The organism is Fructilactobacillus sanfranciscensis (assembly GCF_029023685.1).
Taxonomy (GTDB): Bacteria; Bacillota; Bacilli; order Lactobacillales; family Lactobacillaceae; genus Fructilactobacillus; species Fructilactobacillus sanfranciscensis.
Map to the genome: position 1 here is coordinate 1,145,577 of NZ_CP118925.1, position 26,713 is coordinate 1,172,289.

Annotated in this window: 24 protein-coding genes, 8 tRNA genes, 1 pseudogene and 1 riboswitch; of the genes and pseudogenes, 10 read left to right on the forward strand and 23 right to left on the reverse strand. The window is 36.7% G+C overall.

Annotated features, from left to right (window positions below):
• Positions 1 to 6: 6 nt before the first annotated feature.
• The 9 genes from PY770_RS05960 to PY770_RS06000 all read right to left on the reverse strand — a co-directional run bounded on the left by PY770_RS05960 (position 7) and on the right by PY770_RS06000 (position 1,296).
• Positions 7 to 477, reverse strand: coding sequence for a CtsR family transcriptional regulator (locus tag PY770_RS05960; protein WP_014082389.1), 471 nt, complete (start codon positions 475 to 477; stop codon positions 7 to 9).
• 128 nt (positions 478 to 605) lie between these two features.
• A tRNA-Pro gene (locus PY770_RS05965) sits at positions 606 to 679 on the reverse strand.
• Between the two features lie 6 nt (positions 680 to 685).
• Positions 686 to 759, reverse strand: a tRNA-Arg gene (locus PY770_RS05970).
• An 8-nt stretch (positions 760 to 767) separates the two neighbouring features.
• Positions 768 to 853, reverse strand: a tRNA-Leu gene (locus tag PY770_RS05975).
• A gap of 23 nt (positions 854 to 876) precedes the next feature.
• A tRNA-Gly gene (locus PY770_RS05980) sits at positions 877 to 948 on the reverse strand.
• Positions 949 to 952: 4 nt separating this feature from the next.
• A tRNA-Thr gene (locus tag PY770_RS05985) sits at positions 953 to 1,026 on the reverse strand.
• A 10-nt stretch (positions 1,027 to 1,036) separates the two neighbouring features.
• Positions 1,037 to 1,119: transfer RNA gene (locus PY770_RS05990), tRNA-Leu, on the reverse strand.
• Positions 1,120 to 1,148: 29 nt separating this feature from the next.
• A tRNA-Lys gene (locus tag PY770_RS05995) sits at positions 1,149 to 1,221 on the reverse strand.
• 2 nt (positions 1,222 to 1,223) lie between these two features.
• Positions 1,224 to 1,296, reverse strand: a tRNA-Val gene (locus PY770_RS06000).
• 211 nt (positions 1,297 to 1,507) lie between these two features.
• Here PY770_RS06000 and PY770_RS06005 point away from each other — a divergent pair.
• The gene (locus PY770_RS06005; protein ID WP_395350418.1) at positions 1,508 to 2,470 is read left to right on the forward strand and encodes an L-lactate dehydrogenase; all 963 of its coding nucleotides are present in this window, start codon (positions 1,508 to 1,510) and stop codon (positions 2,468 to 2,470) included.
• Positions 2,471 to 2,527: 57 nt separating this feature from the next.
• Here the strand turns inward: PY770_RS06005 and PY770_RS06010 are convergent, their stop codons facing one another.
• Positions 2,528 to 3,691: an aminotransferase class I/II-fold pyridoxal phosphate-dependent enzyme gene (locus PY770_RS06010; RefSeq protein ID WP_275045850.1), complete on the reverse strand. Its 1,164-nt coding sequence runs from the start codon at positions 3,689 to 3,691 to the stop codon at positions 2,528 to 2,530.
• 107 nt (positions 3,692 to 3,798) lie between these two features.
• On the opposite strand from PY770_RS06010, the gene PY770_RS06015 reads away from it, so the two are divergent.
• Complete coding sequence (locus PY770_RS06015; RefSeq protein ID WP_275045851.1) at positions 3,799 to 6,138, forward strand: Xaa-Pro dipeptidyl-peptidase; 2,340 nt, start codon at positions 3,799 to 3,801, stop codon at positions 6,136 to 6,138.
• A 43-nt stretch (positions 6,139 to 6,181) separates the two neighbouring features.
• Here the strand turns inward: PY770_RS06015 and phnE (PY770_RS06020) are convergent, their stop codons facing one another.
• The 7 genes from phnE (PY770_RS06020) to PY770_RS06050 all read right to left on the reverse strand — a co-directional run bounded on the left by phnE (PY770_RS06020) (position 6,182) and on the right by PY770_RS06050 (position 12,781).
• Positions 6,182 to 6,973, reverse strand: a complete 792-nt coding sequence (gene phnE, locus PY770_RS06020; protein ID WP_041817929.1) for a phosphonate ABC transporter, permease protein PhnE — start codon at positions 6,971 to 6,973, stop codon at positions 6,182 to 6,184.
• Positions 6,973 to 7,758, reverse strand: a complete 786-nt coding sequence (gene phnE, locus PY770_RS06025; RefSeq protein ID WP_103428886.1) for a phosphonate ABC transporter, permease protein PhnE — start codon at positions 7,756 to 7,758, stop codon at positions 6,973 to 6,975. Before phnE (PY770_RS06025) ends, phnE (PY770_RS06020) begins: the two co-directional genes overlap by 1 nt.
• On the reverse strand, positions 7,758 to 8,519 hold the full coding sequence (phnC, locus tag PY770_RS06030) for a phosphonate ABC transporter ATP-binding protein (protein ID WP_275045852.1): 762 nt from the start codon (positions 8,517 to 8,519) through the stop codon (positions 7,758 to 7,760). Before phnC ends, phnE (PY770_RS06025) begins: the two co-directional genes overlap by 1 nt.
• Positions 8,520 to 8,694: 175 nt before the next feature.
• Positions 8,695 to 8,826, reverse strand: a complete 132-nt coding sequence (locus PY770_RS06035; RefSeq protein ID WP_263850696.1) for a hypothetical protein — start codon at positions 8,824 to 8,826, stop codon at positions 8,695 to 8,697.
• Positions 8,827 to 9,052: 226 nt separating this feature from the next.
• A complete protein-coding gene (gene serS / locus PY770_RS06040; RefSeq protein ID WP_163600957.1) occupies positions 9,053 to 10,342 on the reverse strand; it encodes a serine--tRNA ligase in 1,290 nt (429 codons plus the stop codon).
• A gap of 258 nt (positions 10,343 to 10,600) precedes the next feature.
• Entirely contained in the window at positions 10,601 to 11,239 is a 639-nt protein-coding gene (locus PY770_RS06045) for a deoxynucleoside kinase (protein WP_103468071.1), read from the reverse strand.
• A gap of 81 nt (positions 11,240 to 11,320) precedes the next feature.
• Positions 11,321 to 12,781: an amino acid permease gene (locus PY770_RS06050; protein ID WP_103428884.1), complete on the reverse strand. Its 1,461-nt coding sequence runs from the start codon at positions 12,779 to 12,781 to the stop codon at positions 11,321 to 11,323.
• 98 nt (positions 12,782 to 12,879) lie between these two features.
• Positions 12,880 to 13,052, reverse strand: a riboswitch (Lysine riboswitch).
• A 105-nt stretch (positions 13,053 to 13,157) separates the two neighbouring features.
• On the opposite strand from PY770_RS06050, the gene PY770_RS06055 reads away from it, so the two are divergent.
• Positions 13,158 to 13,715 carry a cysteine hydrolase family protein gene (locus tag PY770_RS06055; protein ID WP_275045853.1) on the forward strand — a complete coding sequence of 186 codons (558 nt, stop codon included), beginning with the start codon at positions 13,158 to 13,160 and terminating at the stop codon, positions 13,713 to 13,715.
• A 54-nt stretch (positions 13,716 to 13,769) separates the two neighbouring features.
• Here the strand turns inward: PY770_RS06055 and PY770_RS06060 are convergent, their stop codons facing one another.
• Complete coding sequence (locus PY770_RS06060; RefSeq protein ID WP_163601544.1) at positions 13,770 to 16,373, reverse strand: SEC10/PgrA surface exclusion domain-containing protein; 2,604 nt, start codon at positions 16,371 to 16,373, stop codon at positions 13,770 to 13,772.
• Between the two features lie 145 nt (positions 16,374 to 16,518).
• A pseudogene (locus PY770_RS06065) lies at positions 16,519 to 17,373 on the reverse strand (APC family permease); the annotation flags it as partial.
• Positions 17,374 to 17,392: 19 nt separating this feature from the next.
• On the opposite strand from PY770_RS06065, the gene PY770_RS06070 reads away from it, so the two are divergent.
• Positions 17,393 to 18,133 (forward strand): LysR substrate-binding domain-containing protein, encoded by a 741-nt coding sequence (locus PY770_RS06070; RefSeq protein ID WP_275045854.1) that lies wholly within the window; start codon positions 17,393 to 17,395, stop codon positions 18,131 to 18,133.
• Between the two features lie 53 nt (positions 18,134 to 18,186).
• Here the strand turns inward: PY770_RS06070 and PY770_RS06075 are convergent, their stop codons facing one another.
• Positions 18,187 to 18,852: a phosphatase PAP2 family protein gene (locus PY770_RS06075; protein ID WP_014082401.1), complete on the reverse strand. Its 666-nt coding sequence runs from the start codon at positions 18,850 to 18,852 to the stop codon at positions 18,187 to 18,189.
• Between the two features lie 121 nt (positions 18,853 to 18,973).
• Between PY770_RS06075 and PY770_RS06080 the strand changes: the two genes are divergently transcribed.
• Both PY770_RS06080 and PY770_RS06085 read left to right on the forward strand, forming a co-directional pair.
• Entirely contained in the window at positions 18,974 to 19,819 is an 846-nt protein-coding gene (locus PY770_RS06080) for a sulfite exporter TauE/SafE family protein (RefSeq protein ID WP_041817933.1), read from the forward strand.
• Positions 19,819 to 20,187 carry a DUF1634 domain-containing protein gene (locus tag PY770_RS06085; RefSeq protein WP_275045855.1) on the forward strand — a complete coding sequence of 123 codons (369 nt, stop codon included), beginning with the start codon at positions 19,819 to 19,821 and terminating at the stop codon, positions 20,185 to 20,187. The genes PY770_RS06080 and PY770_RS06085 overlap by 1 nt, the downstream gene beginning before the upstream one ends.
• 53 nt (positions 20,188 to 20,240) lie before the next feature.
• Here the strand turns inward: PY770_RS06085 and PY770_RS06090 are convergent, their stop codons facing one another.
• Positions 20,241 to 20,609, reverse strand: a complete 369-nt coding sequence (locus PY770_RS06090; protein WP_014082404.1) for a hypothetical protein — start codon at positions 20,607 to 20,609, stop codon at positions 20,241 to 20,243.
• Positions 20,610 to 20,730: 121 nt separating this feature from the next.
• Between PY770_RS06090 and pepT the strand changes: the two genes are divergently transcribed.
• Positions 20,731 to 21,963, forward strand: coding sequence for a peptidase T (gene pepT / locus PY770_RS06095; protein ID WP_275045856.1), 1,233 nt, complete (start codon positions 20,731 to 20,733; stop codon positions 21,961 to 21,963).
• Between the two features lie 41 nt (positions 21,964 to 22,004).
• Here the strand turns inward: pepT and PY770_RS06100 are convergent, their stop codons facing one another.
• Together PY770_RS06100 and PY770_RS06105 are read right to left on the reverse strand one after the other, a co-directional pair.
• Positions 22,005 to 23,237, reverse strand: coding sequence for a serine hydroxymethyltransferase (locus tag PY770_RS06100; protein ID WP_275045857.1), 1,233 nt, complete (start codon positions 23,235 to 23,237; stop codon positions 22,005 to 22,007).
• 294 nt (positions 23,238 to 23,531) lie between these two features.
• A complete protein-coding gene (locus tag PY770_RS06105) occupies positions 23,532 to 23,867 on the reverse strand; it encodes a hypothetical protein (protein WP_275045858.1) in 336 nt (111 codons plus the stop codon).
• Positions 23,868 to 23,955: 88 nt separating this feature from the next.
• Here PY770_RS06105 and PY770_RS06110 point away from each other — a divergent pair, with 88 nt between their 5' ends.
• The 3 genes from PY770_RS06110 to PY770_RS06120 all read left to right on the forward strand — a co-directional run bounded on the left by PY770_RS06110 (position 23,956) and on the right by PY770_RS06120 (position 26,682).
• On the forward strand, positions 23,956 to 25,782 hold the full coding sequence (locus PY770_RS06110) for an FAD/NAD(P)-binding protein (RefSeq protein ID WP_275045859.1): 1,827 nt from the start codon (positions 23,956 to 23,958) through the stop codon (positions 25,780 to 25,782).
• Between the two features lie 58 nt (positions 25,783 to 25,840).
• Positions 25,841 to 26,041 carry an LBP_cg2779 family protein gene (locus tag PY770_RS06115; RefSeq protein WP_056958291.1) on the forward strand — a complete coding sequence of 67 codons (201 nt, stop codon included), beginning with the start codon at positions 25,841 to 25,843 and terminating at the stop codon, positions 26,039 to 26,041.
• Positions 26,042 to 26,205: 164 nt separating this feature from the next.
• Positions 26,206 to 26,682, forward strand: a complete 477-nt coding sequence (locus tag PY770_RS06120) for a hypothetical protein (protein WP_275045860.1) — start codon at positions 26,206 to 26,208, stop codon at positions 26,680 to 26,682.
• The last annotated feature ends 31 nt before the right edge of the window (positions 26,683 to 26,713 follow it).

Consider the following 26,713-nt stretch of genomic DNA (forward strand, 5'->3'; position numbering starts at 1 on the left):
TTTCAGCTAGCACTCATATTTCAGCCGACATAATAAAGCTGATAATACGTTTGCCCGCACTTTTTCTTCTGTCTCATAATTAGACACATTGATTGCATCATGAGTAAGAATCGATGCAACCATATGTACTTCACGTTTATTTAATAGTCCGTTATTTAGTAAAGTTTTCAAAATATCTTCTTCATCTTTTTGACTAATCATGTCTCCAATTGAGTCAATCAAACGATCAAAAACATTCGAATCTTCCATTAAGTTTATTTTTTCAATTCTAATATAGCCACCGCCACCACGTTTACTTTGGACAACAAAACCGTCCTGAATGGTAAACCGAGTTTTAATGACATAGTTAATTTGAGAAGGAACTACATCAAAGTGTTCCGCAATATCTGAGCGACGAATTTCTACCTCTTCATCGCGTTCGGCTAACAATTTTTTTAAATATTCTCCAATAGTATCTGACATACTATGACTTGCCATATTATCATCTCATCTCTGACTAATGTTGACTTTAATTATATAAACATCGATCCCAAATGACAAGCAAATTCACTTATTAAAACAAAAAAAGTACTGATGAAATTAATCATCAGTACTTTTTTATTCGATCGGGAAGACAGGATTCGAACCTGCGACCCCCTGGTCCCAAACCAGGTGCTCTACCAAGCTGAGCCACTTCCCGAAAAAATGCACCTAGCAGGAGTCGAACCTGCAACCTTCTGATTCGTAGTCAGACACTCTATCCAATTGCGCTATAGGTGCATAATAAATGCCGAGGACCGGGATCGAACCGGTACGGTCATTACTGACCGCAGGATTTTAAGTCCTGTGCGTCTGCCAATTCCGCCACCCCGGCGAATTCCTATTAATATAGAAAAAAGCGGAAGACGGGATTCGAACCCGCGACCTCCAGCATGGCAAGCTGGCGTTCTACCACTGAACTACTTCCGCATAATGCCGACTAGAGGACTCGAACCTCCGACCTCATCATTACTAGTGACGCGCTCTAGCCAACTGAGCTAAGTCGGCAAAAATAATATGCGGGCAAAGGGATTCGAACCCCCACATCACGAAGATACTAGAACCTAAATCTAGCGCGTCTGCCAATTCCGCCATGCCCGCATGATATTATTTTTACTATATGAAACAAATGAGCCGTGGCAGGTTCGAACTGCCGACCCTCTGATTAAAAGTCAGATGCTCTACCGGCTGAGCTAACGGCTCAATGGAAGATACAGGGATCGAACCTGTGACCTCCTGCTTGTAAGGCAGATGCTCTCCCAGCTGAGCTAATCTTCCATTAAGAATAAATGTTGTCTACTGGATAAGTCAAAACTCGTTTTGACAACTATTAAATAATATCATCGAAATTGGAGGTCGTCAACCCTTTTTATTATCTTTTTTCATTTTTTATTTACCATTGCTTGTGCTTCCTATTATTAGGAAGTCGCTTCTAAAAAATGGTACAATAATATTGAAACATAATTAACTATAGGATTTTGAAAGGAAGATTATTATGGCTGAAAAACATCAAAAAGTTGTTTTAGTTGGTGACGGTGCCGTTGGTTCTTCATATGCATTCGCCATGGTTCAACAAGGTATTGCCGAAGAATTCGTAATCATCGATATTGATAAAAACAGAACTACTGGAGATGCTCTTGATCTTGAAGATGCTACTCCATTTACTTCACCAAAGAACATTTACTCTGGTGAATACTCAGATTGTAAAGATGCTGACCTAGTCGTTATCACTGCTGGTGCACCTCAAAAACCAGGTGAAACTCGTTTAGACTTAGTTAACAAAAACCTTAAAATCTTATCAACAATTGTTAAGCCAGTTGTTGACTCAGGATTCAACGGAATTTTCTTAGTTGCTGCTAACCCAGTTGATATTTTAACTTATGCAACTCAAAAATTATCTGGTTTTCCTAAAGAAAAAGTTATTGGTTCAGGTACTTCACTTGATACTGGTCGTTTCCGTGTTGCAATTGCAAAACAATTCAACCTTGACCCAGCTAGTGTAGATGCTTACATTTTAGGTGAACACGGTGATTCAGAATTTGCCGACCTTGATGAAGCTACAATTGGTAATGTTCCATTACTTAAGTACGCTGCAGATCGTAACGTTACTAAAGATGATTTACTTAAACTTGAAGACGAAACTCGTAACAAAGCATACACAATCATCAACAAGAAAGGTGCTACTTTCTACGGTGTTGGTACTGCTTTAATGAGAATCTCTCGTGCCATCTTACGTAACGAAAACGCAGTACTCCCAGTTGGTGCCCCAATGAACGGTGAATATGGTTTAAACGATATTTACATTGGTACACCTGCTGTTGTTAATGCCAGTGGAATTGCAAATGTTATTGAAATCCCACTTAGTGATGAAGAAAAAGCTAAAATGGCTGCTTCAGCTAAGACATTACAAGAAACTGCACACAATGGTATGAAAGCTACTGGTTTAGAATAAAAATTACTTCTAAACTAAATAATAAAAAGAACGAATCTTTCGATTCGTTCTTTTTGTTTAGTCTAAATATTTTTGTAATCGATTTAAGGCTTCTTTTATGTTGTCTAAACTAGTTGCATAGCTTAAACGGACATATCCTTCTCCTCCAGCACCAAAACTTGATCCTGGAATCATTCCTACTTTTGCCTTTTCAGCTACTTCAATACAAAAGTCATAACTGTTCTGGTTTAAATCAGCAGGTATTTTGGCAAAAATATAAAATGCTCCTTCTGGGAGTTCATTTTTAAATCCTAATTTTTCTAAACCTTCATGTAAATAATCACGTCGTTTGATGTATTGCTTTACCATTGGCAAAGCATCATCTTGTCCGTTAGCAAACGCTTCTTCAGCAGCAACCTGAGCCGCTGTCATCACTGAAGTTGTGACTAATTCGTGCACTTTAGCAATTTGTTCAACTAGATTAGCTGGCCCTGCAAAAATTCCAATTCGCCAACCAGTCATCGCATGGGATTTTGATAATCCATTAAATAAGATCGTTTGATCAGGAATAAATCTAGCAATTGAGGTATGTTTTTGTCCATAAGTTAATTCTGAATAAATTTCGTCACTAACTACGATTAAATCAGTTTTTGCTAAAATTTCTGCAATCATTTGAATTTCACTTGCTGAATATGTGCGACCCGTGGGATTAGAAGGAAAATTTAAAATAATCATTTTAGCATTCGGATGTTCAGCAATTGCCTTTTGCAAACGCTCTGGTGTTAATAAAAAATCATCCGGTTGGGTATTAATTTGAATTAGCTTCCCGCCATTTAAATCAATTAACGAATAGTAAACAGAAAAAGTCGGTGTCGGTACCAACACTTCGTCGCCTTCTTCAATGAAAGTTGCCAAAGTATCATACATCGCTTCCGTAACCCCATTAGTAATTACCAATTGGGTTTCTGGATCATAATCGACATCATATTTGTTTTTTAAGAAATCGGCTGCAGCTTTTCGGGTTTCAATTCTTCCCCAAGTAGCAGTATAATGACTTTCATCATCATCGATTGCAGCAATTGCAGCTTGTTTAACGTGCTTTGGAGTAGCAAAATCAGGTTCACCTAGTGTAAGCTTAACTAAATCAGGAATTTTACTGATTTTTTCGCTAAATCCATAGATATTTGAAAGCTGGGTTCTTAAAACATCTGGTTTAATTTTATCTTTTAAATTTTTATGCATTATTTATCTTTTCTCCATTTAAAATAGCATTATAATATTATCTTAGTGCCAGATTGTGAACAAATGTGTATAAAATAAAGACAATTTAAAAATAAAAGGAGCTTTTTATGAAAATTAATCAATTTGCCCAATCACATCCAGATTTATCTACTATAAAGAAAGAGCTACAATTGGTTGGTTTTAAAACAGAACAAACTGATGCAAAAAAACTCTTTTATGAACTACTCAAACAAATCCAAATCAATCCCACTAGTTCATCCAATTTTCAGGAAAAACTAAACCAACTTTTAGCAACTAATCAGGAAAGATTAGGCGACTTTTTTTCAACTGAAACACCTCTTTCAGCTGAAGTATTTTATTTAGTTGCTTTACAACTTTTAGGTTTTCAACCAACCGTTGATTTCAAGATTGATCAACCACTTGAATCTGTTATCAAATTAAATTTATTTCATCATGAAACTATTGATGCAACCAATCAATTAATTGAAGCCTGGTACGACTTATTGAACACCCATGGTAAAAATGACCTAACTTTACTTGATAGTATCGCTGCGAAGGGTTATTTCACAAAATCTGAGTTTGTGCCTAATCAACCACTCTTTTTTAATGGTAAAGCTCAAGCTACCTTTTTAGCTAAAGATTTTAAATATGAAACTGTTTATGTACAAACTGATTTTGATTCTGACTTTGATGGCAAAAATGATCTTCTAAAAGTTGAAATTACACGTCCCAAAACTGACGTTAAAGTTCCCGTTGCATATACAGCCTCTCCTTATGACCAGGGGGTTAATGATACTTTAGGCGAACAATTAACGCACAATGTTAACCAAGACTTAACCGAAAAAGTAGCTGGTGAAATAAAACTCACTGAACCACAACCCTTAAAACACGGAACTAAGCAAAAAACTACTGATTCAACTGGTCAAGCCACTGAAACTCATCAACCAAAACCAGGTTATACACTAAACGACTATCTGTTAGTTCGTGGATTTGCCAGTGTTTATGTAGCAGGGATTGGAACGATTGATTCTGATGGTTTACAAACCTGTGGTGATCCGCAACAAACTGCCAGTACAATTGCTGTGATTGAGTGGTTACATGGTGATCGAATTGCCTTTACCAATCGGACAGATGGGATTGAAATCAAAGCAGATTGGTGTAACGGGAATGTCGCTATGACAGGACGTTCATATCTTGGCACTTTAGCAATTGCGGCAGCCACAACTGGTGTGAGCGGATTAAAAACAATCATTGCTGAAGCTGCAATTTCATCTTGGTATGATTATTACAGGGAAAACGGACTCGTTGTTGCCCCTGGTGGTTTTCAAGGGGAAGATGCAGATGTTTTAGCGGGAGAAACTTTCTCGCGGAGCTTACGTGCTGGTGATAATTTCAAAATTCGCCCAACATTTGATAAATATCTAAAACAAATGGAAGCTGATCAAGATCGTGTAACTGGGAGCTATAATCAATTTTGGAATGATCGTAATTACCGAAACCAAATGAAAAACATTAAAGCTGACGTAATGTTAGTTCACGGGCTTAATGATTGGAATGTTAAGCTTCGTAACCCATATGAACTTTGGCAGGGAATTCAAGATCTACCAATCCAGAAAAAACTAATTTTTCATCAAGGACAACACGTTTACATCAACGCCTTTCCTTCCTTTGATTTTTCCGACATCGTCAATCTTTGGCTCTCGCATGAATTATACGAAATTGATAATCACGCTGAAACAATCCTACCTAACTTAATTGTCCAAGATAACGTACAGCCAGATACTTGGTACAAGGAAAGTAATTGGCCAAATAATTCAACAACGCACAAAAAGGTTCAATTTGATCGAGAAATATTCAAAAATGATGTTCCTCAAGCAAACTTTTTACAATATAGTAAAAATCCTCAAGAATGGCGGCATCAAATCTTTAATATCAAAGATAAAATGCTTCAAGATAATCGAGTGGTTGCCACTGCCGAATTTGATAAAGAAATTACCATCAATGGTGAAGTTAAATTACAAATTCAAGTTGCTAGTGACACTAATCTAGGAATGTTAAGTGCAGCTCTTTTAGATTATGGTGATGCAAAACGGCTCAATGAAAACCCAACCATTTTAGCTCGTCATGGGGTTCCTCTAGGTTATCGTTGGTATTCCGATGACTTACGTGAATTTACTTTGAATAAGAAAGCAACCCCATTTAAACTAATTTCTGAGGTTCATCTTAATCTTCAAAATCGAACTAGTCCTGCAATTAACGAACCAATTGAACCAAATCATTTCTATAACGTCGAGTTAAAGTTCCAACCTACTTTTTATCGGCTTCCTAAAGACCGAAAATTAGCTGTGGTGCTTTACTCAACTGATTACGAAATGACTAATCGGAATAATCAACAAATCTCTTATGGAGTCATTTCAGAAGCAACTTTAGCAATTCCATTCAACTAAAAAAGAATCCACAATCGCGGATTCTTTTTATTTTGCATTTAAATTAGATTAATTTACGACGTAAGTAAGTTGAAAGTGAATCAATTGCTAATACCATTGCTACAATTCCTAATAAAATAATTCCCGTTTTTGACCAATCCCGTGTTTGTAAAGCAAACATCATTGGTGTACCAATTCCTCCGGCACCAACTAAACCAAGAATTGATGCAGAACGAACTGAAATTTCAAAACGATATAAAGTATAAGAAACTAGTTCAGGTAAAATCTGAGGCATCGTGGCAATTCTAAAAATTTGCCACTTTGTTCCACCATCAGCTTCAATTGCGACTTCCGCACTCCGGTCCATTTCTTCAATTGCTTCAGAAAACAATTTACCTAACATTCCAACAGAATGAACACCAATTGCTAAAACTCCAGCAAAAGAACCAGGGCCAACTGCTTTGATGAACATAATTGCCAACACAACTTCAGGAAATGCCCGAATTGCAGTTAACAAAAATTTACCAATGGTTGATCGAGGATGAAACATTGAATTCTTAGTTTGTGCAGCAAAAAACGCAAACGGAACTGATAAAACAGCTGAAATAATTGTTCCTAAGAAAGCAATTGCTAAAGTAATTACTAACTCAGAAACCATATCTTCTCCGCTACCGTTATATACATATGCCCAGTCAGGATGAATTATTCCATTAAAAATCGAAACACTAACTTGCCCGGCAGAACCTTGAATTTTGGTAAGGGGTATTCCTGAAAATGACCACACATACAATGCAATAATCACAACTGCTGCAATAATCCACTTTACACGTTCAAATTTTGATTTTTTTAAATTCATTATTGTAGTCGCTTCCTTAGATAATTACTGATAGTGTCAATTACAAGTACTACAACGAAAATTGAAATAATAATGACTGCCGTTCTTGGATAGTCATATTGATCCAAAGTTTGTTGTAAGTAAAGTCCAATTCCTCCGGCTCCCAAATAACCAAGTACGGTTGATGAACGCACGTTAATTTCAAGCGTATATAAGAAATCACTCATAAATTGACCGGCAACTTGAGGCATTACAGCAATTCGTACCGTTTGAGCCATTGAGGCACCAGTAGCACGGATAGCACGAACCGGTCCCATATCAATTGTTTCAATTACTTCGTAGAATAATTTTGAAACCATCCCGAATGAAAAGAGCGCTAAAGTAATCACACCAGTCATTGGTCCAATCCCAAAGATAGCCACGAATAAAGCGGCTAACAACAGATTTGGTAATGTTCTAATTAAAGAAAGAATAATTCGAATAATTCCTCGACCAATTCTATTCTTTACAATATTACGAGCAGCAAGTATAGAGAATGGAATTGCCAAAGCAGTCCCAAATGTAGTTCCCAAAATTGCCATCTGCACCGTTTGTAACAATGGGTCTTTCATTTTTGCTAGATATGACCAGTCAGGATCTTTCATTTGTCCCAAAATCACACCAAATTGATCGATGTTAGTCATGAAAGTATCGAAGTCAACTCCAGTAACCAATGATGAGAAGTAAATCAAAACTAACATAATTACGGCAATCGAAATTCCAATGATATGGAATCGCTGCACGAAATCTTGTTTAGGGACGTTCATTATTGTTCCACCCCATTTTCGTAAATTTGTTTCAAGTCAGCTTCATTAGCCTCTGTAATTGGCTTGTTATAAACTAATTTACCATCTCGTAATCCGATAATTCGATCAGCATACTGCAATGCTAATTCAACAGAGTGAATGTTAACCAAAACGGTAATGTTTTCGTACTTTTTCAAATGGTAAAGGTCATCCATTACCCCTTTACTAGTTTTAGGATCTAGTGAAGCAACCGGTTCATCAGCAAGAACCAAAGTTGGATCTTGCATTAGAGTTCTTGCAATTGCAACTCGTTGCTTTTGTCCACCAGATAATTCATCGGCACGACGATATAATTTTTTAACCATGTTAACTTTATCAAGTTCTTCCACAGCTTTTTGTTTATCTGCTTTGCTGTAAAGACCTAACATCGTTTTCCAGGTTGGGTAATAACCTGAACGACCAGCTAAAACATTTTTTTGAACAGTAGTTCTTTCAACTAGGTTAAAGTTTTGGAAAATCATTCCAATTTTACGACGCATTTGACGAAGGGCTTTCCCCTTTAATTTACTAATATCAACGCCATCTACCAAAACTTCACCGTCTGTAATATCAATCATTTTGTTAATTGAGTTAAGCATCGTACTTTTACCAGCACCTGATAACCCAACCACAGCCACAAATTCACCACGATTAACTTTAAAATTAATATCTTCTAATCCTTTTACTCCACTTTGATAAGTTTTATTAACGTGTTTAAACTCTAAAACTATTTGGTTTTCCAACGATTTTATCCCCTAACTATTTGTCGATATTTTTTGCTTCTTTTAAATGCTCTCTAATGAATTACCACCAGTTTGCATTACAACTTTTACTGGAATGTGGAGTTGCTTAGTAAGCAACTTTTCCAAAGGTTTCACTTGTGAATCTGCAGATCCGGCATTTGATGCAGGCTTAAATTCAACAACTAATTTTTTTAGGTTGATAGTTGCCAGTATCGGCACTTTTTTTACCACAAGCAGTTAATCCAACTGCCATTACAAGCATTGCTGAGGCTACTGCCACGGTTTTTACAACTTTTCCAAACTTCATATCCATTCTCCTCTGGGTACTTAATTTAGTTATTATTTAAGATTTTACCGTTAAAAATGAACATTATCAAGTCAAAAATGCAAATGTTTTGTAATTTGCAAAAAAAAATATCGATTTTATAAAATAAAAGTACATACAAATAGTTAGGTCGCTAAAACGCGAACATTAAAGCGTAAACATTCACATAATAAAAGAGGTACCTCAATGAGCTACCTCTTTCGTTTAGTTAAAATAAATCTTGTTTAGTAATCTTAGTTTTACCGTGCATGTATGGTTGTAGGACTTCTGGAATATTAACTGTACCATCTTCATTTTGGAAGTTTTCCAAAATTGCAGCCACAGTTCTACCAACTGCAAGCCCAGAACCATTTAAGGTGTGGACATATTGCAACTTACCATTTTCGTCACGATATTGAATGTGAGAACGACGAGCTTGAAAATCAGTGGTGTTAGAACAACTTGAAATTTCACGATAACAGTGTTGTGATGGCATCCAAACTTCAATATCATGAGTCATCGCAGCTGTAAAACTCATATCGCTACTAGTTAAAGTAATTACGTGATAAGGAATTCCCAGCTTCTTTAATGACGATTCAGCTTGAGCAGTAATATTTTCTAGAGCATCCCATGATTGTTCTGGTTTCGTAAATTGAACCATTTCAACCTTATTAAATTGGTGAAGACGAATTAATCCCTTGGTATCACGTCCGGCACTACCAGCTTCAGAACGAAAGGCTGGAGTTAAAGCTGTAAACTTAACGGGAAGTTTTTCAGCAGGAATTACTTCATCACGATAAAAGTTAACCAAAGGTACTTCGGCAGTTGGAATCATCGTTAAATCACTATCTGCAATTTCAAAACCAGCTTTATTTTCTTTAAATTTAGGGAATTGACCAGTTCCAAACATTGAAGCCGAGTTAACCATGTAAGGTGGCAAAATTTCAGTATAACCGGCCTTATCATTTTCATCTAAATAGAAGTTATAAACGGCTCTTTCAAGCATTGATCCAGCACCAATATAGTAGACAAAACGACTTCCAGCAACTTTTGCACTGCGTTTGAAATCTAAAATATCAAGTTTTTCTCCAATTTCCCAATGAGGCTTTGGTTCAAAATCAAACTTACGTGGAGTTCCGACTTTGCGAAGTTCAACTGAACCTTCTTCAGTTAAACTAACAGGAACTTTATCATTAGGGATATTAGGAAGATGGGCTTCCAAGTTATCTTGTTCAGCCTTAGTAGTTTCTAAATCAGCATCAAGTTGTTTGATTTCGGCTCCAACTTCACGCATACGCTTAATTTGTGCATCAGCATTCTCTTTATTGCGTTTAAGTTGTGAAATTTCTTCTGAAACTTCATTTCTTTCAGCTTTAAGTGCTTCACTCTTCACAATTAAATCACGCCGTTTTTGGTCTAATTCCATTAAATGATCAACGCTTGCACCATCAACTCCACGATCAGCCATTTTTTGTTTGAACCATTCAGCATTTTGTCGAATCATTTTCATATCTAGCATAACTTTTTCCTCCTTGTATATAAAAAGACCCTCGTCAATTGGGACGAAGGTCTTTGCTTTTTCGCGGTACCACCCAAGTTCCTATCATGAGATAGGCCCTTAATTATTGATTAGTAACGGAATCGCCGTGCAGGATTAACTGCCCTCTTCGCATACTGGAAATTTCGATGATAACTCTCAGCCCCGTTATCTCTCTGTATATCTACTTATAGGTATGCATTCGTTTTATTTTTCTCAATTATACAATATAAAGCTAAATTATCCCAATACTTTTTTTAATTTTTGGTCAACATCAGCTAAAACCTGTTCACGAGCTGTATCATCATTCATGAAATCATAGCGGTCACCATCAATCATCATCTTAGGTGATAAATCATAATCTGCGTACCACTTAGTGTAACGTTGATTTAATTCTCGATAATAATCGTAAAGGCTATCATCATTTTCAATTTGTTCAAAAGAACGGCCCCGCCGTTTAATTCTTTGCAACATGGTTTCAAAGGACACCTTGATGTAAATTAATAAATCAGGATTCTTTTGAAAATCACTTCCAGGAATTGGTTCCATCATATTCTGTAGCAAAGAATCATAAATATCAACTTCTGTTTCAGTTGAACGACCTAAATCGGCATTTAAATGGAAAAGTAATGAATCTTCAAAAATGGAACGATCCATAACACTATATTTATCGATGTTAGCTTCTTTAATGCTATCTAAACGTTTATTTAGAAAATAAATTTGTAATAAAAAGGCATATTTTTTAGGATCCTTATAAAACAATGGCAAAATTTCATTATCGTCCACTGACTCATAAAAAGCAGGAGCATTTAGATGTCCTGCTAATAAGGTGGTTAAAGATGTTTTTCCTGCTCCAATAGTTCCTGATAAAACAATCATTTGATTATCTCCCCTAATAAAAAATGGTCCAACTAGCAAAACTAATTGTACCATTTTTATGATTATTTTAATTTGAATAATTTATTTTTCTTCTGATTCGCCATCGATTTTAGCTGGGCTAACATCGATTTTATCAAGCGGAATAATATGAGTTTTCTTAACAATTTTGCACCCAACGTAAAGGATTACTACTAATGGCACACTGATATAAGTAACCGCAATTTGGAACCAGTCACCGTTCGCAAAAGCACCTACATCTTGGCCACAAATTACAATGATACAAAGAATTAAACAAAGAATTGGTCCAAGTGGGAACCAAGTTGCGTGATATTTCAATTCGCTAACCTTGTGTCCTTGTAAAACAAATGCTTTTCTAAACCGATAATGAGATAAAGCAATCCCAAACCAAGCAATAAATCCAGTTAATCCTGAAGCAGCAACTAACCAAAGATAAATTTGCGGACCAACAAAACTAGTTAAGAAGGTTAATAAGGCAATTAAAGTAGTTGCAAGTAAAGAAAGAACGGGAATCCCGCTTTTACTTAGCTTACCAAAAACTTTTGGTGCATATCCTTCGTCAGCCATTGCATAAAGCATTCTAGTTGAGGCATACATTCCTGAGTTAGCAGATGAAATAACTGATGTTAAAATAACAGCATTCATCACACTAGCTGCAGCAGCTAAACCAGCTCGTTTGAAGACAATGGTAAAGGGACTAATTGCGATATCAGTTGCTGATGAACCTAGCAAATCATGACTGGTATAAGGAATTACGGCTGCAATTACGAAAATAGCAAGGACGTAGAACAAGATAATCCGCCAAAAAACTTCATGAATAGCTTTAGGTACACTATGATGTGGGTCATCAGCTTCACCAGCTGTAATCCCAACCAACTCAGTCCCTTGGAAAGAGAACCCTGCAACCACGAAGACACTTAGAATTCCAGGAATTCCGTTCACAAATGGAGCTGCTTTATAAGTAAAGTTACTTAATCCAGTAGCATGACCACCCATGATTCCAAAGATGGTTAAAACTCCAACAGCTAGGAAAGCAAAAATCGTAACTACTTTAATTAATGACATCCAGAATTCAGTTTCCCCAAACGCTGAAACAGCCAAAATATTAATGCAGAAAATGATTACTAAAGCAATTGCACTCCAAATCCAGGCATGAACATGGGGTAACCAGAAAGCCATTACTAATGAAACAGTTGAGATATCAACCGCCACAGTGATTGCCCAGTTAAACCAGTAATTCCACCCCATCGCAAATCCTAACGCAGGATCAACGTACTTAGTAGAATATGTAGAAAATGATCCAGAAATTGGTAAGTTAGTAGCCATTTCTCCTAAACTGGTCATCAAGAAGTAAACCATGATTCCCATCAAAATGTAAGCTACTAATGCTCCACCAGGTCCTGCATTGTGAATTGCTGCCCCACTGGCAACAAATAATCCAGTTCCAATACAACCACCCAAGGCAATCATTGAAACATGTCGTGACTTTAAGCCACGCTTAACTTTTGCTTGCTTTTCAGCCATTACTAAACTCCTCCTATAGACAAGAAAGTGCATCAAACTAATAGAAAAGACTCTTCTGAAAATTAATCCAGAAGAGCCTAATTAAACAATCGTTCATTAGTCTGCAAAGCGCTCCGCATTTCTCAATGCGACAGTGCTTGATTTATTAAATCAAGCCCCAATCAAATGGTTACCACTCATTTAATTTCGGCGACGATTCCTTTCGTTCTGTTTCACTGACCTGGTTAGTCTTCACAGAACTACTGATAATAGTCGCTCCTCTTCTTAGATATTTTATTTGTGTATCCACAGTATAAGATTTTATTAAACTAAATGCAACCTTATTTAAAAGAGCGTATGATCAACCTAACTAGATGACTAGTCAAGGGGGATTATGATGTCTGATAAAGAAGCACTTTTAATTATTGATTATACTAATGATTTTGTTGCAGACGATGGGGCCCTAACTCTTGGTAAACCAGCTCAAGCATGTGAACCTAAAATTTTGGAGTTAGCCAACCAGTTTTATGCGGCAGATCAATTCGTGATTTTACCGACAGATGTCCATCGCAAGGGCGACCAATATCATCCTGAAACCAAATTGTTTCCCTCACACAATCAACGTAACACTTGGGGACGTGAATTGTTTGGTGAATTAAAACCTTGGTATCAAGAACATCAGAAAAACGAAAACGTCTGGTTAATGGACAAAACGCGTTACAGTTCGTTTGTCGGCATTGATTTAGATTTACGGCTCCGTGAACGAAATGTTAAAACACTTCATTTAGTGGGAGTATCCAGTGATATTTGTGTTTTGCATACTGCCATTAGTGCTTATAACTTAGGCTATCATGTGATTATCCACGAAAATGCCGTAGCTAGTTTTACAGATGCTAATCAAGCTTTCGCTTTAAATCATATGAAAACAGCCTTTGGTGCTGAAATTGTTAAATAAGTAAAAAAGTTCTCCACAAAAGGAGAACTTTTTTATTTTTGTCGTTGTTACAATTTAGTTGCGTTTTTTGTTTAATTTACCTAAGCCCAAAATTGAAACAAGTGATAATAATAACATTCCGATAAGAACCATGAATGAGTTACTTGCAGAAGTTCCAGTTTGTGGAAGTGTTTCTGCTACAGATGCACTTTTTGCTTTGTCAGTTGAAGTGCTTGTTAGAGGACTACCAGTTGTAACAGTTCCGTTATGACCAATTGTTTGATCTGAAGTAACCTCACCGTTGTGACCCATATTAGAATTTGGTAATTGAGTTGCTTGTTTGTCTTTTTCAGCTTGAGCTGCTTTTTCGGCATCATCGACAGCTTGTTTAGCTAAGGCGTTTTTTAGAACTTGGTTAGCCTGGTCAAGGTTTGCTTGAGCAGTTTCAAGTGTTTCGTGAGCGGTTGCTTGGCTAGCTTGTAAGTCTTTAAGTGCTTGTTCTGCTTTAACTTGGGCGTCTTTAGCAGTTTGTAAGTTCTTATCAGCATTTTGATATTGTGATAAGACAGCTTGATATGCGGCTAATTTATCGGCTTGAGCTTTAGCATCAGCTTGAGCGCTTTGGTTATTCGCTTTGACTGTTGCTAAGGCTTTATTTGCTTGGTCGGCAACAGTTTGAGCAGCAATGACAGCTGATTTTGCGTCGTTTAAGTCAGATACAAGTTTTGGTGCTTGAGCTTGTAATTGAGCAAGTTTATTTTGAGCGTTTTGAATATCTGTTTCTAATGAAGCAACTTTGCTATTGTTTAAGTTAATATCGTTTGCTAATGAATCGTTTTCGTTTTGTAAATCATTGATTTGTTGTTGCACATTAGCAAGGTTTAAACTATCAAGTTTAGCTTGCTTAGTTGCAACATCCTGGTTGGCTGAGTTAAGTGCTGATTGAGTAGTATTTACTAATTGAGCGCTTTGTGCTTCTTTAGCTTGATCAGCAGCGAGTTGCTTAGCTAATTCAGGGTTATTACCGAAAACAGGAGTATGTGAACCGACACTTGACCACTTTGCTGGATCAACTACGTTTGAGGTGTGACCCATGTATCCAGTCTTAGTATCCCGGTTATAATCACTCTTAATGTTAGATAAATCAGCCCCAAGTAAGTGAATTTGCCCCATATGATCAATACTTATCGCTGCATCAGTAAAACCGTATTTCCAATCACTAACTCCCAATAATGAAATGGTATGTCCATAATGTGCTGATGCATCTTTAAATAACATTGAAACTACAGTATCATAAATTGCTTCTTTGTATCCAGCTAAAGTACCTGGGTTTGAAACCATACCTAAGTAACCAGCACTTAGATCTTCATAAATGTTTCCTTGACTGTCTGTAAGTCCAACGGTCTTTGCGGCTGCGGTAATTGCTGAAACATCATGTCCAGCTCCAGCCTTGTTTCCCATGATATCCCAGCTGTCTTTATCGTAGTTAGCAGCAACTTCGTCCGCAAACTTGTCCATCGATTGCCCACCAACTACTACTTGATGCATTCCATCTTGTTGACGAATTTGATTGATTAGATTTCCATAAAAATCATCAATTTCTAATTTTTGTTCAGACGTCAAGTTATTAACATCAATATTGATTAAGTCTTTTGGATTTAATACAAATCCATTTTCATTTAATGCACTACCTTGGCTATCCCATTGTTTGAGTTTTTTAGTTCTTTCGTCCCATCCTTGTTGCGTAGTTGGTTTAGCTTCGTTCCAAACAGAAGTATCTGGCAATTTAATGGTACTTTGAGCGGAATCATTATTCATGGCGTTTTGATCAGCTTGAACGGCTGACTTGTCAGCATTGTTTTGATTTAGTGCGTTATTATAATCGGTTTGTGCTTTAGCTTGAGTTTGCTTAGAAGAATTCAATTCATCAGTTGCTTTACCGATTTGGGCTTGATCATTTTTAGCCGTGTTAGTTAAGTCATCAATTTTTTGTGCATTATCAGCTTGTTTAGCTTTGTCCGCAACAACTTGACTTTTGGCGGTGCTAATTTGATTTTGGTCATCACTGATTGTAGTATTGGCCTTGTTTTGGTCAGCCTGGTTATTGTCAACTGCTGCCTGGGCTGATTTTTCAGTTTGAGTTACTTGTGCCAAGTTAGCATCGGCAGTATCTGCAGTTGCTTGTGCTGCTTTTTCAGCAGTTTGCGTGTTATCTGCCTTAGCTTGAGCTTCATTGGCAACGGGTGTTTGGTTATCAACATCAGTTTGTGCTTGTGCAATGTGAGTTGGTGCTTCATCAGCAACCTTTTGGGCTGAATCTACAGCTTGAGTTTTGGCTGTGACATCAGCTTGTGCAGTTTGAACTGCTTGATTCGCTTGGTCTGATTTTGTTTGAGCGTCATCTTTTGCAGATTGTGCTTTTATTTGATCTGCTTGCGCTTCAGGTACAGCAACGGCATTATTAGTCACTTGGGTTTGTGACTGAGTTACTACATCAGCTGAGACAGGATTAACTAAGCCGACATTAGCTACTAAAAATGATGAAAAGGCAATTCCAGCAACTGTTACTCCCCAAATTTTCGTGCTATTCATCCAGCCCTTTTTCGTTTTGAATAAACGTTTGGCTGATTTTTCTTCGGTGGTGAGATTCCGCATGTTGCGCTTTGATTTGTATGGCATGTGCATCACTCCTATATGATTTTTAATATGTAATTAGTTTTTATGCAAATTACACCGCATCTTTTTTATAAATATTACAGTAAAATAAAGTTTATATCAAACAAATAGAAAATAACTCACCCTATAGATTAGGATGAGTTATTTTTTATTTTTGTCGTTGTTGTAATTTAGAATGACGAATTCCATAGACAAAGTAAGTTACCAAACCAATTACCAACCAGATTCCAACTGAAACTTTAGTCATATCTGGCAACATGATAATGAAGTAAATACTCATTAAAGCAGCCGCAATCGGAAGATATGGATACCATGGCATTTTAAAACCATCGTTTTTGATATCTTTTCGGCGACGCAATGGAATGACCCCAAACGAGATGCAAGCAAAGGCTAACAATGTCCCGGCATTAATCAAGGAAGCTAGTTGTTCTAGTGGCACCAAGACGGCAAAGATTGCTTGGATAATCGTGGCCACCACAATCGCATTGCGTGGTACTTTATATTTATCGTTAATTTTACCCATTTTTTCTGACAACAAACCGTCACGTCCCAAGGCATAAACCAAACGTGATCCACCGAAGAACATGGTAACCATTGCAGTAAAAATACCAAACAACGCCCCAATGGTAATTAGTTTATTCCATGAGTCAAGTCCAATCGTATGCAAAGCATATGCTGCTGGATCATCAACGTTCAAGTCCGTGTAATGAACCATTCCAACCAATACCAGTGAGAACGCAACATAAAGAATTACGGCAATAATCACAGTTCCTAAAATTCCCCGTACCACATTTTTCTTTGGATCAATGGTTTCCGCTGAATTAGCTGCCAAAGCATCGAACCCGATAAAAGCAAAGAAAACGGTGGCTGTAGCAGTTGAGATTCCACCCATACCAAACGGACTTCCATGAAATTGTTTGGGATAAAATGGCACATAATTACTTGTTTTAATGTAGAAAGCCCCTAAAATTACGAAAACTACAATAATAGCTAGCCTAGAAACAGAATTTAACGTTAAAATTTTGAAACGCTCGCGAACTGGAGCTTCGTTAACTCCTGCTGGTCAAAAATTATATCCTCATTTTCAAAATATTTTACGCCAATATACCGATACTAAAGTAATTGCCGATCAAATTAATGGTCTAGAAACCGGCATTGTTAAAATTGGGGCGATCAATAGTTTGTCACGTTATTGGTTACCTGGTTTGATTCGCGGTTTTGAAAGATTGCACCCAAACATTCACTTCACCTTATATCAAGGAGACTATGACGAGATTCGTGAAGACATCCGCTCTGGAAAAGTGGATCTTGGTTTCTTAAAACCCCCATATACAAATGGTTTCAAAACAAGTCCTTTGAAAATTGAGCAATTACTTGCCATTGTTCCTGCTAATCACCCACTTGCAAAAGCAAATAATGTTAGTATGACTGAAATTTATAAAACATTTGATAACATCATTTTGATCCCCGCGGGCTCTCATAGTAGTGTTTTGGAAGCTTTTAATTGTTTAGACATTTACCCCGCGATTAGAGATAAAATTCAAGATGATTATACTGTCATGGCCATGGTGGAAGCTGGATTAGGAGTCAGTTTTGTTTCAGAATTGATGTTAACCAACTGCCCCTTTGCCATCAAAGGAATCCCAACAACTCCAGCCTTAAACCATTCAATTAGCCTTGCCTATCAAGATCCAGCTAATTTATCAATTGCTAGCAAACGTTTTTTAGAATATGTAGAGTCGCAAAAAGCAGATTTATCGTAAGCAAAAAGGTTTGAAATCAATTGATTTCAAACCTTTTTCTAATCCAAACTATTCTAATCCAAACTATTATGGAATAATTTAAACTCTTTAAGTTTTGGGGCAACCCAAAGATAAAGATATTCAGCAATTTGGAGCCAAGTATAAGCAAAGAATGCTCCTCCAATTACATCTGTAGGAAAATGAGCATTTAAGTAAACACGAGAAACCATTACTAAGAAAAGCCATAATCCAAGAAGGGTTTTAATCATCCATGCATTCGTACTATTCTTAAGTACTGGAACTAATACAATCCAAATTACACTAACTACTAAGAAAGTTCCTAAAACGTGGCCACTTGGAAAACTATAACCATCATCTGCGGCTAAATGTAAGCTTGGACGAGGACGTGCAACAATGTGTTTCACAATGGTTCCAAAAGCATCTCCACCAAACAGTAAACATAAAGCCCAGAATGCAGGAATTTTATATCGACATCCCCATAAAAAGAATGCCAACAGAATTATCCACACAATATCCATTTTGGGACTAGCCAAAAAACTAATTATCGTAAATAATTTATCTTCAAAACCTGATTGGCCGTGTTGAACCCCACCAATCATGACTGTATCTAAAAAGTCGATAAAGCCAAATTTCATTTTAACGGAAATGGCTAACAAAACCGTAATAATCAATGAAACGGTTAACTTATAGGGACGACTAGGGTCCTTTTTAATAATCATACTTATGCCTCCAATATTATACTGTTAGTATACCATATTGTTTTTTAAAACTTTTTCCCTAAGCAAAAACCTAAGCTTTGGCGTAAAATTAAAGTAAACTACAAAAAAGCGAGGACTTGCTATGCTTAATAGTATTATGATTATGCTAATCGTTGGAATTGCTGTCGGGGTATTGGGTTCAATTCTTGGAATTGGAGGGGGAATGATAATCACGCCTGTGTTAACGCTTGGATTTGGCTTAGATATTAAATATGCCATTGGAGCCAGTATCATTGCCGTCATTGCTACCAGTTCGGGAGCCACGATTGCCTATTTAAAAGATAACGTTTTAAACCTACGAGTTGCCATGTTTTTAGAAATTGCCACGTCAATTGGAGCCATCATGGGAGCATTATTAACTGGTGTAATTCGTCCCGTTTTTCTCTACTTGTTGTTTGGTCTCCTACTCTTCTTTTCTGGTGCCAATATGGTCCGAAAGCTTTGGGGTAAACAAGTCCCAACCAACGCTGATAGTGATGATTCAATTGCCAAAAAATTAAAATTAAACGGTTCTTACTATGATAAAAATTTACATAAGCAAGTCGACTACAAAGTAACTAACGTCCCCTCTGGAATTACAATCATGTTTGGAGCAGGAATTGCCAGTGGGTTACTTGGGATTGGTTCCGGAGCTTTTAAAGTGATTGCGATGGATACCTTCATGAAGATGCCGCTTAAACCTTCTAGCTCTACCAGTAATTTAATGATGGGAGTGACCGCGGCGGCGAGTGCCACCATTTATTTCTTTAACGGTTCGATTCTACCGCAAATTGCCGTTCCGATGGCCTTAGGCATTATTGTCGGAGCAGCCGTCGGTTCACGGGTTATGCAAATCATGCCCGTTCGGATGTTACGGATGATTTTCATTCCCATCTTGCTTTATTTAGGACTACAAATGATTTTGAAAGGATTTGGGGTGACCATCTAATGCCAAACGCCAATAAAAACGAAATTAAACGAGTTGAAATCACGATTGGAAATATTCTACGATGGGGTGTACTGATTTCTGCAGCTATTATGATTGCTGGATTGTTACTCTTTATTTTAAAAGGTGGACTCGGATATCCTAAGGGTTATTATGCTAAATCATTTCGCCAAATTTGGGAAGGATTAATTCAACTCAAACCATACTCAGTCATGATGCTTGGAATTTTTGCTTTAATTTTAACCCCCGTATTACGAGTCGTCGTTTCAATTTATTCCTTTTATAAAGAAAAAGATTTTACTTACGTTTATATCACTACGTTTGTCCTTTTAATTTTCAGTTTTCTTTTAGGAATTATTTTTCATTTATAAAAACCAAAAAATCAGTCGGCCACAATGGCTGACTGATTTTTAATTTTATCGCTTTATTTTTTAGTAATGGCGGCGTCAACATAGCCTAATAAGAAGAGAAATTTAGCGTCATCTAAGTCAGGTGAAACAGTTACAGCCCCAATTGTTATTTTGGTCTTAGTTTCGTCTTTATCATCTTTTTTTGCATCTAATTCGATATCCAAATTAACTTTGGCAGGTAAGGCACCAAGTTGAACGTTATCAGCTTTAGCAACAATCACAGAAAACTCTTTATCCCCAATGTTATCCATAATCTTCTTTACTTGTTGAGTGATAAATTGTTTCCAAAAGTTAACAAATTCTTCCCGACCGTCATCCGTTTCAACATTAAATGGTCCAGTAACGGCCATTTGTCCGTCAGTAATTTCAATATTAAGTTTCATGATCATTCTCCTTTATTCATTTATCTATATTATAAGCTAAACTAACTTTCCGTACTAAAAGAATGCCTAATTAGTCAAAATAGATTATGATATAAAATAAACTATTTAAGGAGTAAGAATTATGGGTGAAGATTTATTAGAGCGTTTTTTACGCTATGTCAAAGTTAACACCCGTTCCAATCCTGCTTCAAAGACCGTTCCTTCTAATCCAAAAGAAGTCGCCTTTTTAAAAGATTTAAGTCAAGAATTAAAATCGATGGGTATGCATAATGTCCGGACTGGCAAAGATGGTTACGTATTTGCTGATTTACCAGCTAATGATGACCAAACACGTGCTAAAGTTGGTTTCATTGCCCACGTTGATACCGCTGAATTCAATTCTGAAAACATTCAACCCCAAGTAGTTGAAAATTACGATGGTCATTCTGTGATTGCACTTGATCAAGCTGGTAAATACAATTTAGATCCCCACACTTTTCCTAGTTTAACAAAGTATGCGGGGCAAACTCTAATTACCACAGATGGATCAACTTTATTGGGTGCCGATGATAAAGCCGGTGTCTCTGAAATCATGGAGACTCTCCAATATTTGATTGCTCACCCTGAAATCAAACATGGTGACATCGTGGTCGCTTTTGGTCCTGATGAAGAAATTGGAACTGGAGCTGATCATTTTAATACCAAAGACTTTGGTGCTGATTTAGCTTATACCGTTGATGGTGGATCATTGGGCGAACTCCAATACGAAACCTTTAACGCCGCTGCTGCTACGGTCCATTTTAATGGAACCAACGTGCATCCCGCCGAAGCTAAAGATGTGATGGTCAATGCTGCCCAACTGGCCATGGATTTCCATGAAGCTTTACCCATTGCGGAACGTCCCGAAAAAACAGATGGTCGCGATGGTTTCTACATGCTAACTGATATGGCAGGAACCCCCGATTCTGCTGATTTAAGTTACATCATTAGAGACTTTGATCACGCTAATTTTGAAAGTCGAAAAGCCTTTATCAAAAACTTAGCGGATGAATTCAACCAAAAATATGGAGCTGAACTCGTTGAAATTAACATTTTTGATCAATACTACAACATGGGAGAAGTCTTAAAGGACGATTTAACGCCAGTTGAATTAGTCAAAACTGCCATGCAAAAAGTAGGAATTACACCCAACATTTTCCCCGTTCGTGGTGGAACAGACGGTTCTAAGATTTCCTTCTTATGTACGCCCACTCCTAACATTTTTGCTGGTCCCGAAAACATGCACGGCCGTTTTGAATATATTTCCCTTCAAACAATGAAAAAAGCGGTTGAATTATTAATTCAAATCGTGCAAGATGTGCCAACTGAAAATTAACGAATTAGCAAAAAAGATTTCACCAAATGGTGAAATCTTTTTTATTTTTCTGCAGGATGCTTAGTGGTTAATTGTCTAACTACTTTGCGTGCATGTTCTTGAATTTCAGGGTTAGTTGGGTCTTCTAAAACAGCCACAATTTGTTCAGCAACTTGACGTGCTTCATTTTCATCAAAGCCACGGGTTGTAATAGTTGGTGTTCCAACTCGAATTTCTTCCATCGTGTTGCCGTTTTCTAACGGTAGTAACTCTTTGTTGGTAGCAATTCCCACTGTATACAATAATTCAGCCGCTTGCTCATCAGTTAATTCAGTTTGATTTAAATCAAGGGTCATTTCGTGATTTTCTACGCCACCAGAAACTAGTCTAATTTTATCTGAGGCAAGAAAGACATCACCCATGGACTTAGCATTTTTTACCACGTTTTGAATGTAAACTTTAAATTCTGGTCGTAAGGCTTCACCATAAGCGATTCCTTTGGCAGCCACAATTTGTTCCAAGGAACCACTTTGGGAAGCTGGAAAAACAGCTTCGTCTAATTTGTCAGCATACTTAGATTTTGCTAGAATCATTCCACCACGTGGGCCACGCAACGTTTTGTGCGTCGTTGAAGTCACAACATCCGCTTCTGGAACTGGATTCGGATGAGCACCACCTGCAACTAACCCAGCAATATGCGCTATATCAACCATCAAAATGGCACCCATTTCATCCGCAATCTCTCTAAATTTATGCCAATCAATGACATGACTATAGGCTGAAGCTCCAGCAATAATTAATTTGGGTTTAACTGCTAACGCTTGTTTGCGAATTGCCTCATAATCTAGTAATTCAGTCTTAGGATCCACACCATAGAAGTGAGCTTGATATAATTGTCCGGAAAAATTATGCGGTTGACCGTGCGTAAAGTGACCTCCGGCGTGTTCACTCATCGCTAAAATTGTATCTCCAGGTTTTAAAAAGGCATTGTAAACTGCTTGATTAGCCTGCGTTCCAGAATGAGGAAAAACATTAGCATATTCAGCATGAAATAATTTTTTGGCCCGATCTTGGGTAATGTTATCAATTTTATCAATCGCTTCGTTTCCAGTGTAAACACGTTTACCAGGATAACCGACTGCATACTTATTGGTCAAAGCTGAACTTTGTACTGCGCGAACAGCGGGAGAGGCAATGTTTTCAGAAGCAATCAATTCAATTACATTTTCTTGTCGGCTCGTTTCTTGTTGCATGGCGTTCCAAATTTCTGGATCTTGTTTAGAAAAGTCGTACATAATTTCCCCCTAATCAATCAAAAAAGACGCCCTTGTACTATTCGTACAAGGGCGTCTTTAACACTGTTCCAACTTATTTTTGTATCAAGCTCACACTTGATACCTCTATCTCTTAATGCGCATTAAGAATTATATTAAATTAGTTAAAACCTGACTGCCTTCATTTTAAATAATGGTTTTCCTTTGCACTAAATCGAAAACTCGCTGAATATTATTTTAAAATTACTAATTTCAAGTTGAAGATATCGTACCAAACCACAAAAAGTCATGTAAACTATCAGTTTTTTTAATTGATTATCGATTTCCGGCAATTCGGTTAGCAGCAGCTTCTAAATCCAGTAACATTTTAAAATCATTCGTTTTAAAATCATTCACTAAGCTATCACTGTGGGATTGATATTCTCCTAATTTACGACCGGTAATGCTGACAAAATCTAAGTTTTTTGCATCAACAGGTTTAACGGAATCATAATGCCCTTCTTCTGCATTATCCAAATAAGCCTGCAATAAGTCTTGAATAGTTTGGTAAATTAAATCATCTTCAGCAATTGGTTGACCAGCTTGTTCTATTTCAGCCATCCGTTGTCGAATCTGTTCCATCGTTTCTGGAATCATTGGTTGATTATTCATTATAATTCCCCCTAATATTTAAATTATAACTAATTTTGTCATGAATGTGCTACCATGACTATGTATGCCGTGAAAGGAAATGAAACCCATGAAAATTGCAATTATTGGAGCGGGGCCTCGAGGACTTATGATGCTCCATCGTTTACTAAAAACTTTAAAGCAACCGGCCGAAATTGACCTCTATGACTCATTTCAAATTGGTGGTCATGTTTGGAGAACTGATCAACCACTTTATTATTTGATGAACTCAACTGCTCAATTAGTGACTTTATTTAATGACTATCAAGAAAAAAGTACAACTGGTCCCACTTTCTACGAGTGGAGTCAGAGTGAAGCTGCTCAAACTTTTATTAAAGAACAACACTATGACCAAGATTTCAGTAAAGTTTGTCATTCACTTCAGCCTAATGACTTTGGACCCCGTGCTTTATTTGGTGTCTACGCTCAATGGTTTTACCAAGAAATCAGAGAAAATCTTTCTGGAAATCTTTCAATTAACTTTATTAATCAAACGGTTAATTCAGCCGCAGTTTTATCTAAAAATCGTTATGAAATACAGACTGATACTACTACCATCACTTATGACGAAGTAATTTGTAGCACGGGAACGAGTAATAATCGGCTCACTAATGATAAAAAATCGTTAGCCAACTACGCTGATCAATATAACTTAACTTATATAACCCCATCTTACGTCAACGAGGCCGATTTAACTAACATTACCAGCGACCAAACGGTTTTACTTCGCGGGTTAGGTTTAAATTTCTTTGATTATTTAGCCACCTTTACTACTGGTCGTGGGGGGAAATACAGTTATGATAAAAATCAGCATTTAACCTACCAACCTAGTGGTAAGGAACCAAAATTAGTAGCTGGTTCACGGCGTGGGGTACCTTATTATCCTAAAACAATGAATCAATTACCACTTGGTCAACACTTGCCTCTTTATTTTTTAAACTGGGAAAACATTAAAACCAACTTAGTCGACCCAAAATTATCATTTGCTAAATTCTGGGATTTATTTCAAGCAGAAATCGAAAATCGCTACTATCAATTATTAATTAAAGCTAAGTATCCTAATTTAAATGCTGAAAGTTTTACCAAAGCATTTCAAACTAGTAAAGATCGAAAGGCAACGATTGCTAAATGTAATTTTAATGAAGAAGATCTCCTCGATTGGAATTTATTAGCCAATCCAGTTGCTGGAACAAGCATCACAAACATTGCAGCTTATCAAAAAATCTTATTACAATGGGTAAAATTAATTACTGATGATGCTAAGTTGGGATCATTACATGCTCCGATTACTGGTGCCTTAACAATCTTTGTAGATATGCGGACTACTATTCAAAAATTAGTGGCCGAACATTATTTTACAAATGACGACTACGTTAATAAATTTATCAAAGAATTTACCTCATTTACTGGCTTCTTAACTTCGGGACCTCCTGTAATTCGATACGAACAACTCCAAGCTCTACTTGAAGCTAAAATTCTAACCATCGTTCCACCTCAACTTCAAGTTATAGGGGCTAATCATCACTTCATTGCTCGTTCTCATTTCTATCCAGGTGAAATTTTCACCTGTGATGCCTTGATTGAAGCTCGGTTACCAAAAACAAACTTAAGTCTTACAAATGATAAATTGTTGAATTCCCTTCAAAAAGATAATATTTTTAGTTCTTATAAAATTCCTTTAACTGATGGTCAACAATTTAACACTCAAGCAGTAAATGTTGCAGAACCTAATTTTAATCCCCTTGATTCTCAAGGTGAGCTTCATCATCATTTATTTGTGTGGGGATTGCCAATTACTGGGGTTGAATGGATGACGACTGCCCTTCCCCATGCCCTATCAGATGACCGAAACTTTATGATTACTAACCAAATTGCCAAGCAAATTGTAAATCATTAATTCAAAAATGTTTAAAGTAGTTTATAATTAAATTAAATAAACTTTTGGAGGATTCAAAATGGCTTACATCGACGAAAATTTCAGTCAACTTGCAACTGACTTAATTAAGTACCAAGAAAAGCACAATATTGACGACAACAAAATGGCAATAAATCTTATGATGACTGTAGAACGTTACCATGCCATTAAAAGTATGTGGGAAAAACCTACTGAAGAAGAAGTTAAGAACATCAAAGATTTCTTAGTTCACAACAAATAAACAAAGAAACTGATAATATTCATTACGAATATCATCAGTTTTTTAATTTTTAGTTATATTTTCTCATTGTTATACTCAAATATTATTATAAGCCTTAACAATTATCTGATTAAGTTTAAAATGAGAATAAAGACAAAAAACAATGATTAATTGGAGAAAAAATTATGAAAAAATTTTTATTATTATCAACAGTTGCAATTTCACTATTAGGATTAACTGCTTGTTCCAATACACCCAAGAAACCAGCTGATAAAAAGACTAATACTGAAAAAGTTGATAAAAAAGCTAAAGAAAGTAAAGCAAACACGAGCGATACAAACGCTAATTCAAGCAACAACAACGCTTCAAATAGTAGCTCTAATAACAATTCAACAAATAGTAGCTCTAATAACAATTCAACAAATAGTAACAATTCTAATGCTAATGCATCATCAAATAATGGAAATAATTCAAGTAACACACCATCACAAACTGCTAACCCTGCAACTGGAAACCAAGCTTCTACCCCTAACCAAACAACAGGAAGTAATAAAGCTTCACAACCAGCTGCTAATGGTACGGCAAACAATATTAATAACAATTCTAGTGCTAACTTGGATGTCTACTCTAATCCAGAAGAATACGCTAACCGTTGGAATTAATTTAACACAAAAATAAAAAATAGAAGTGAAT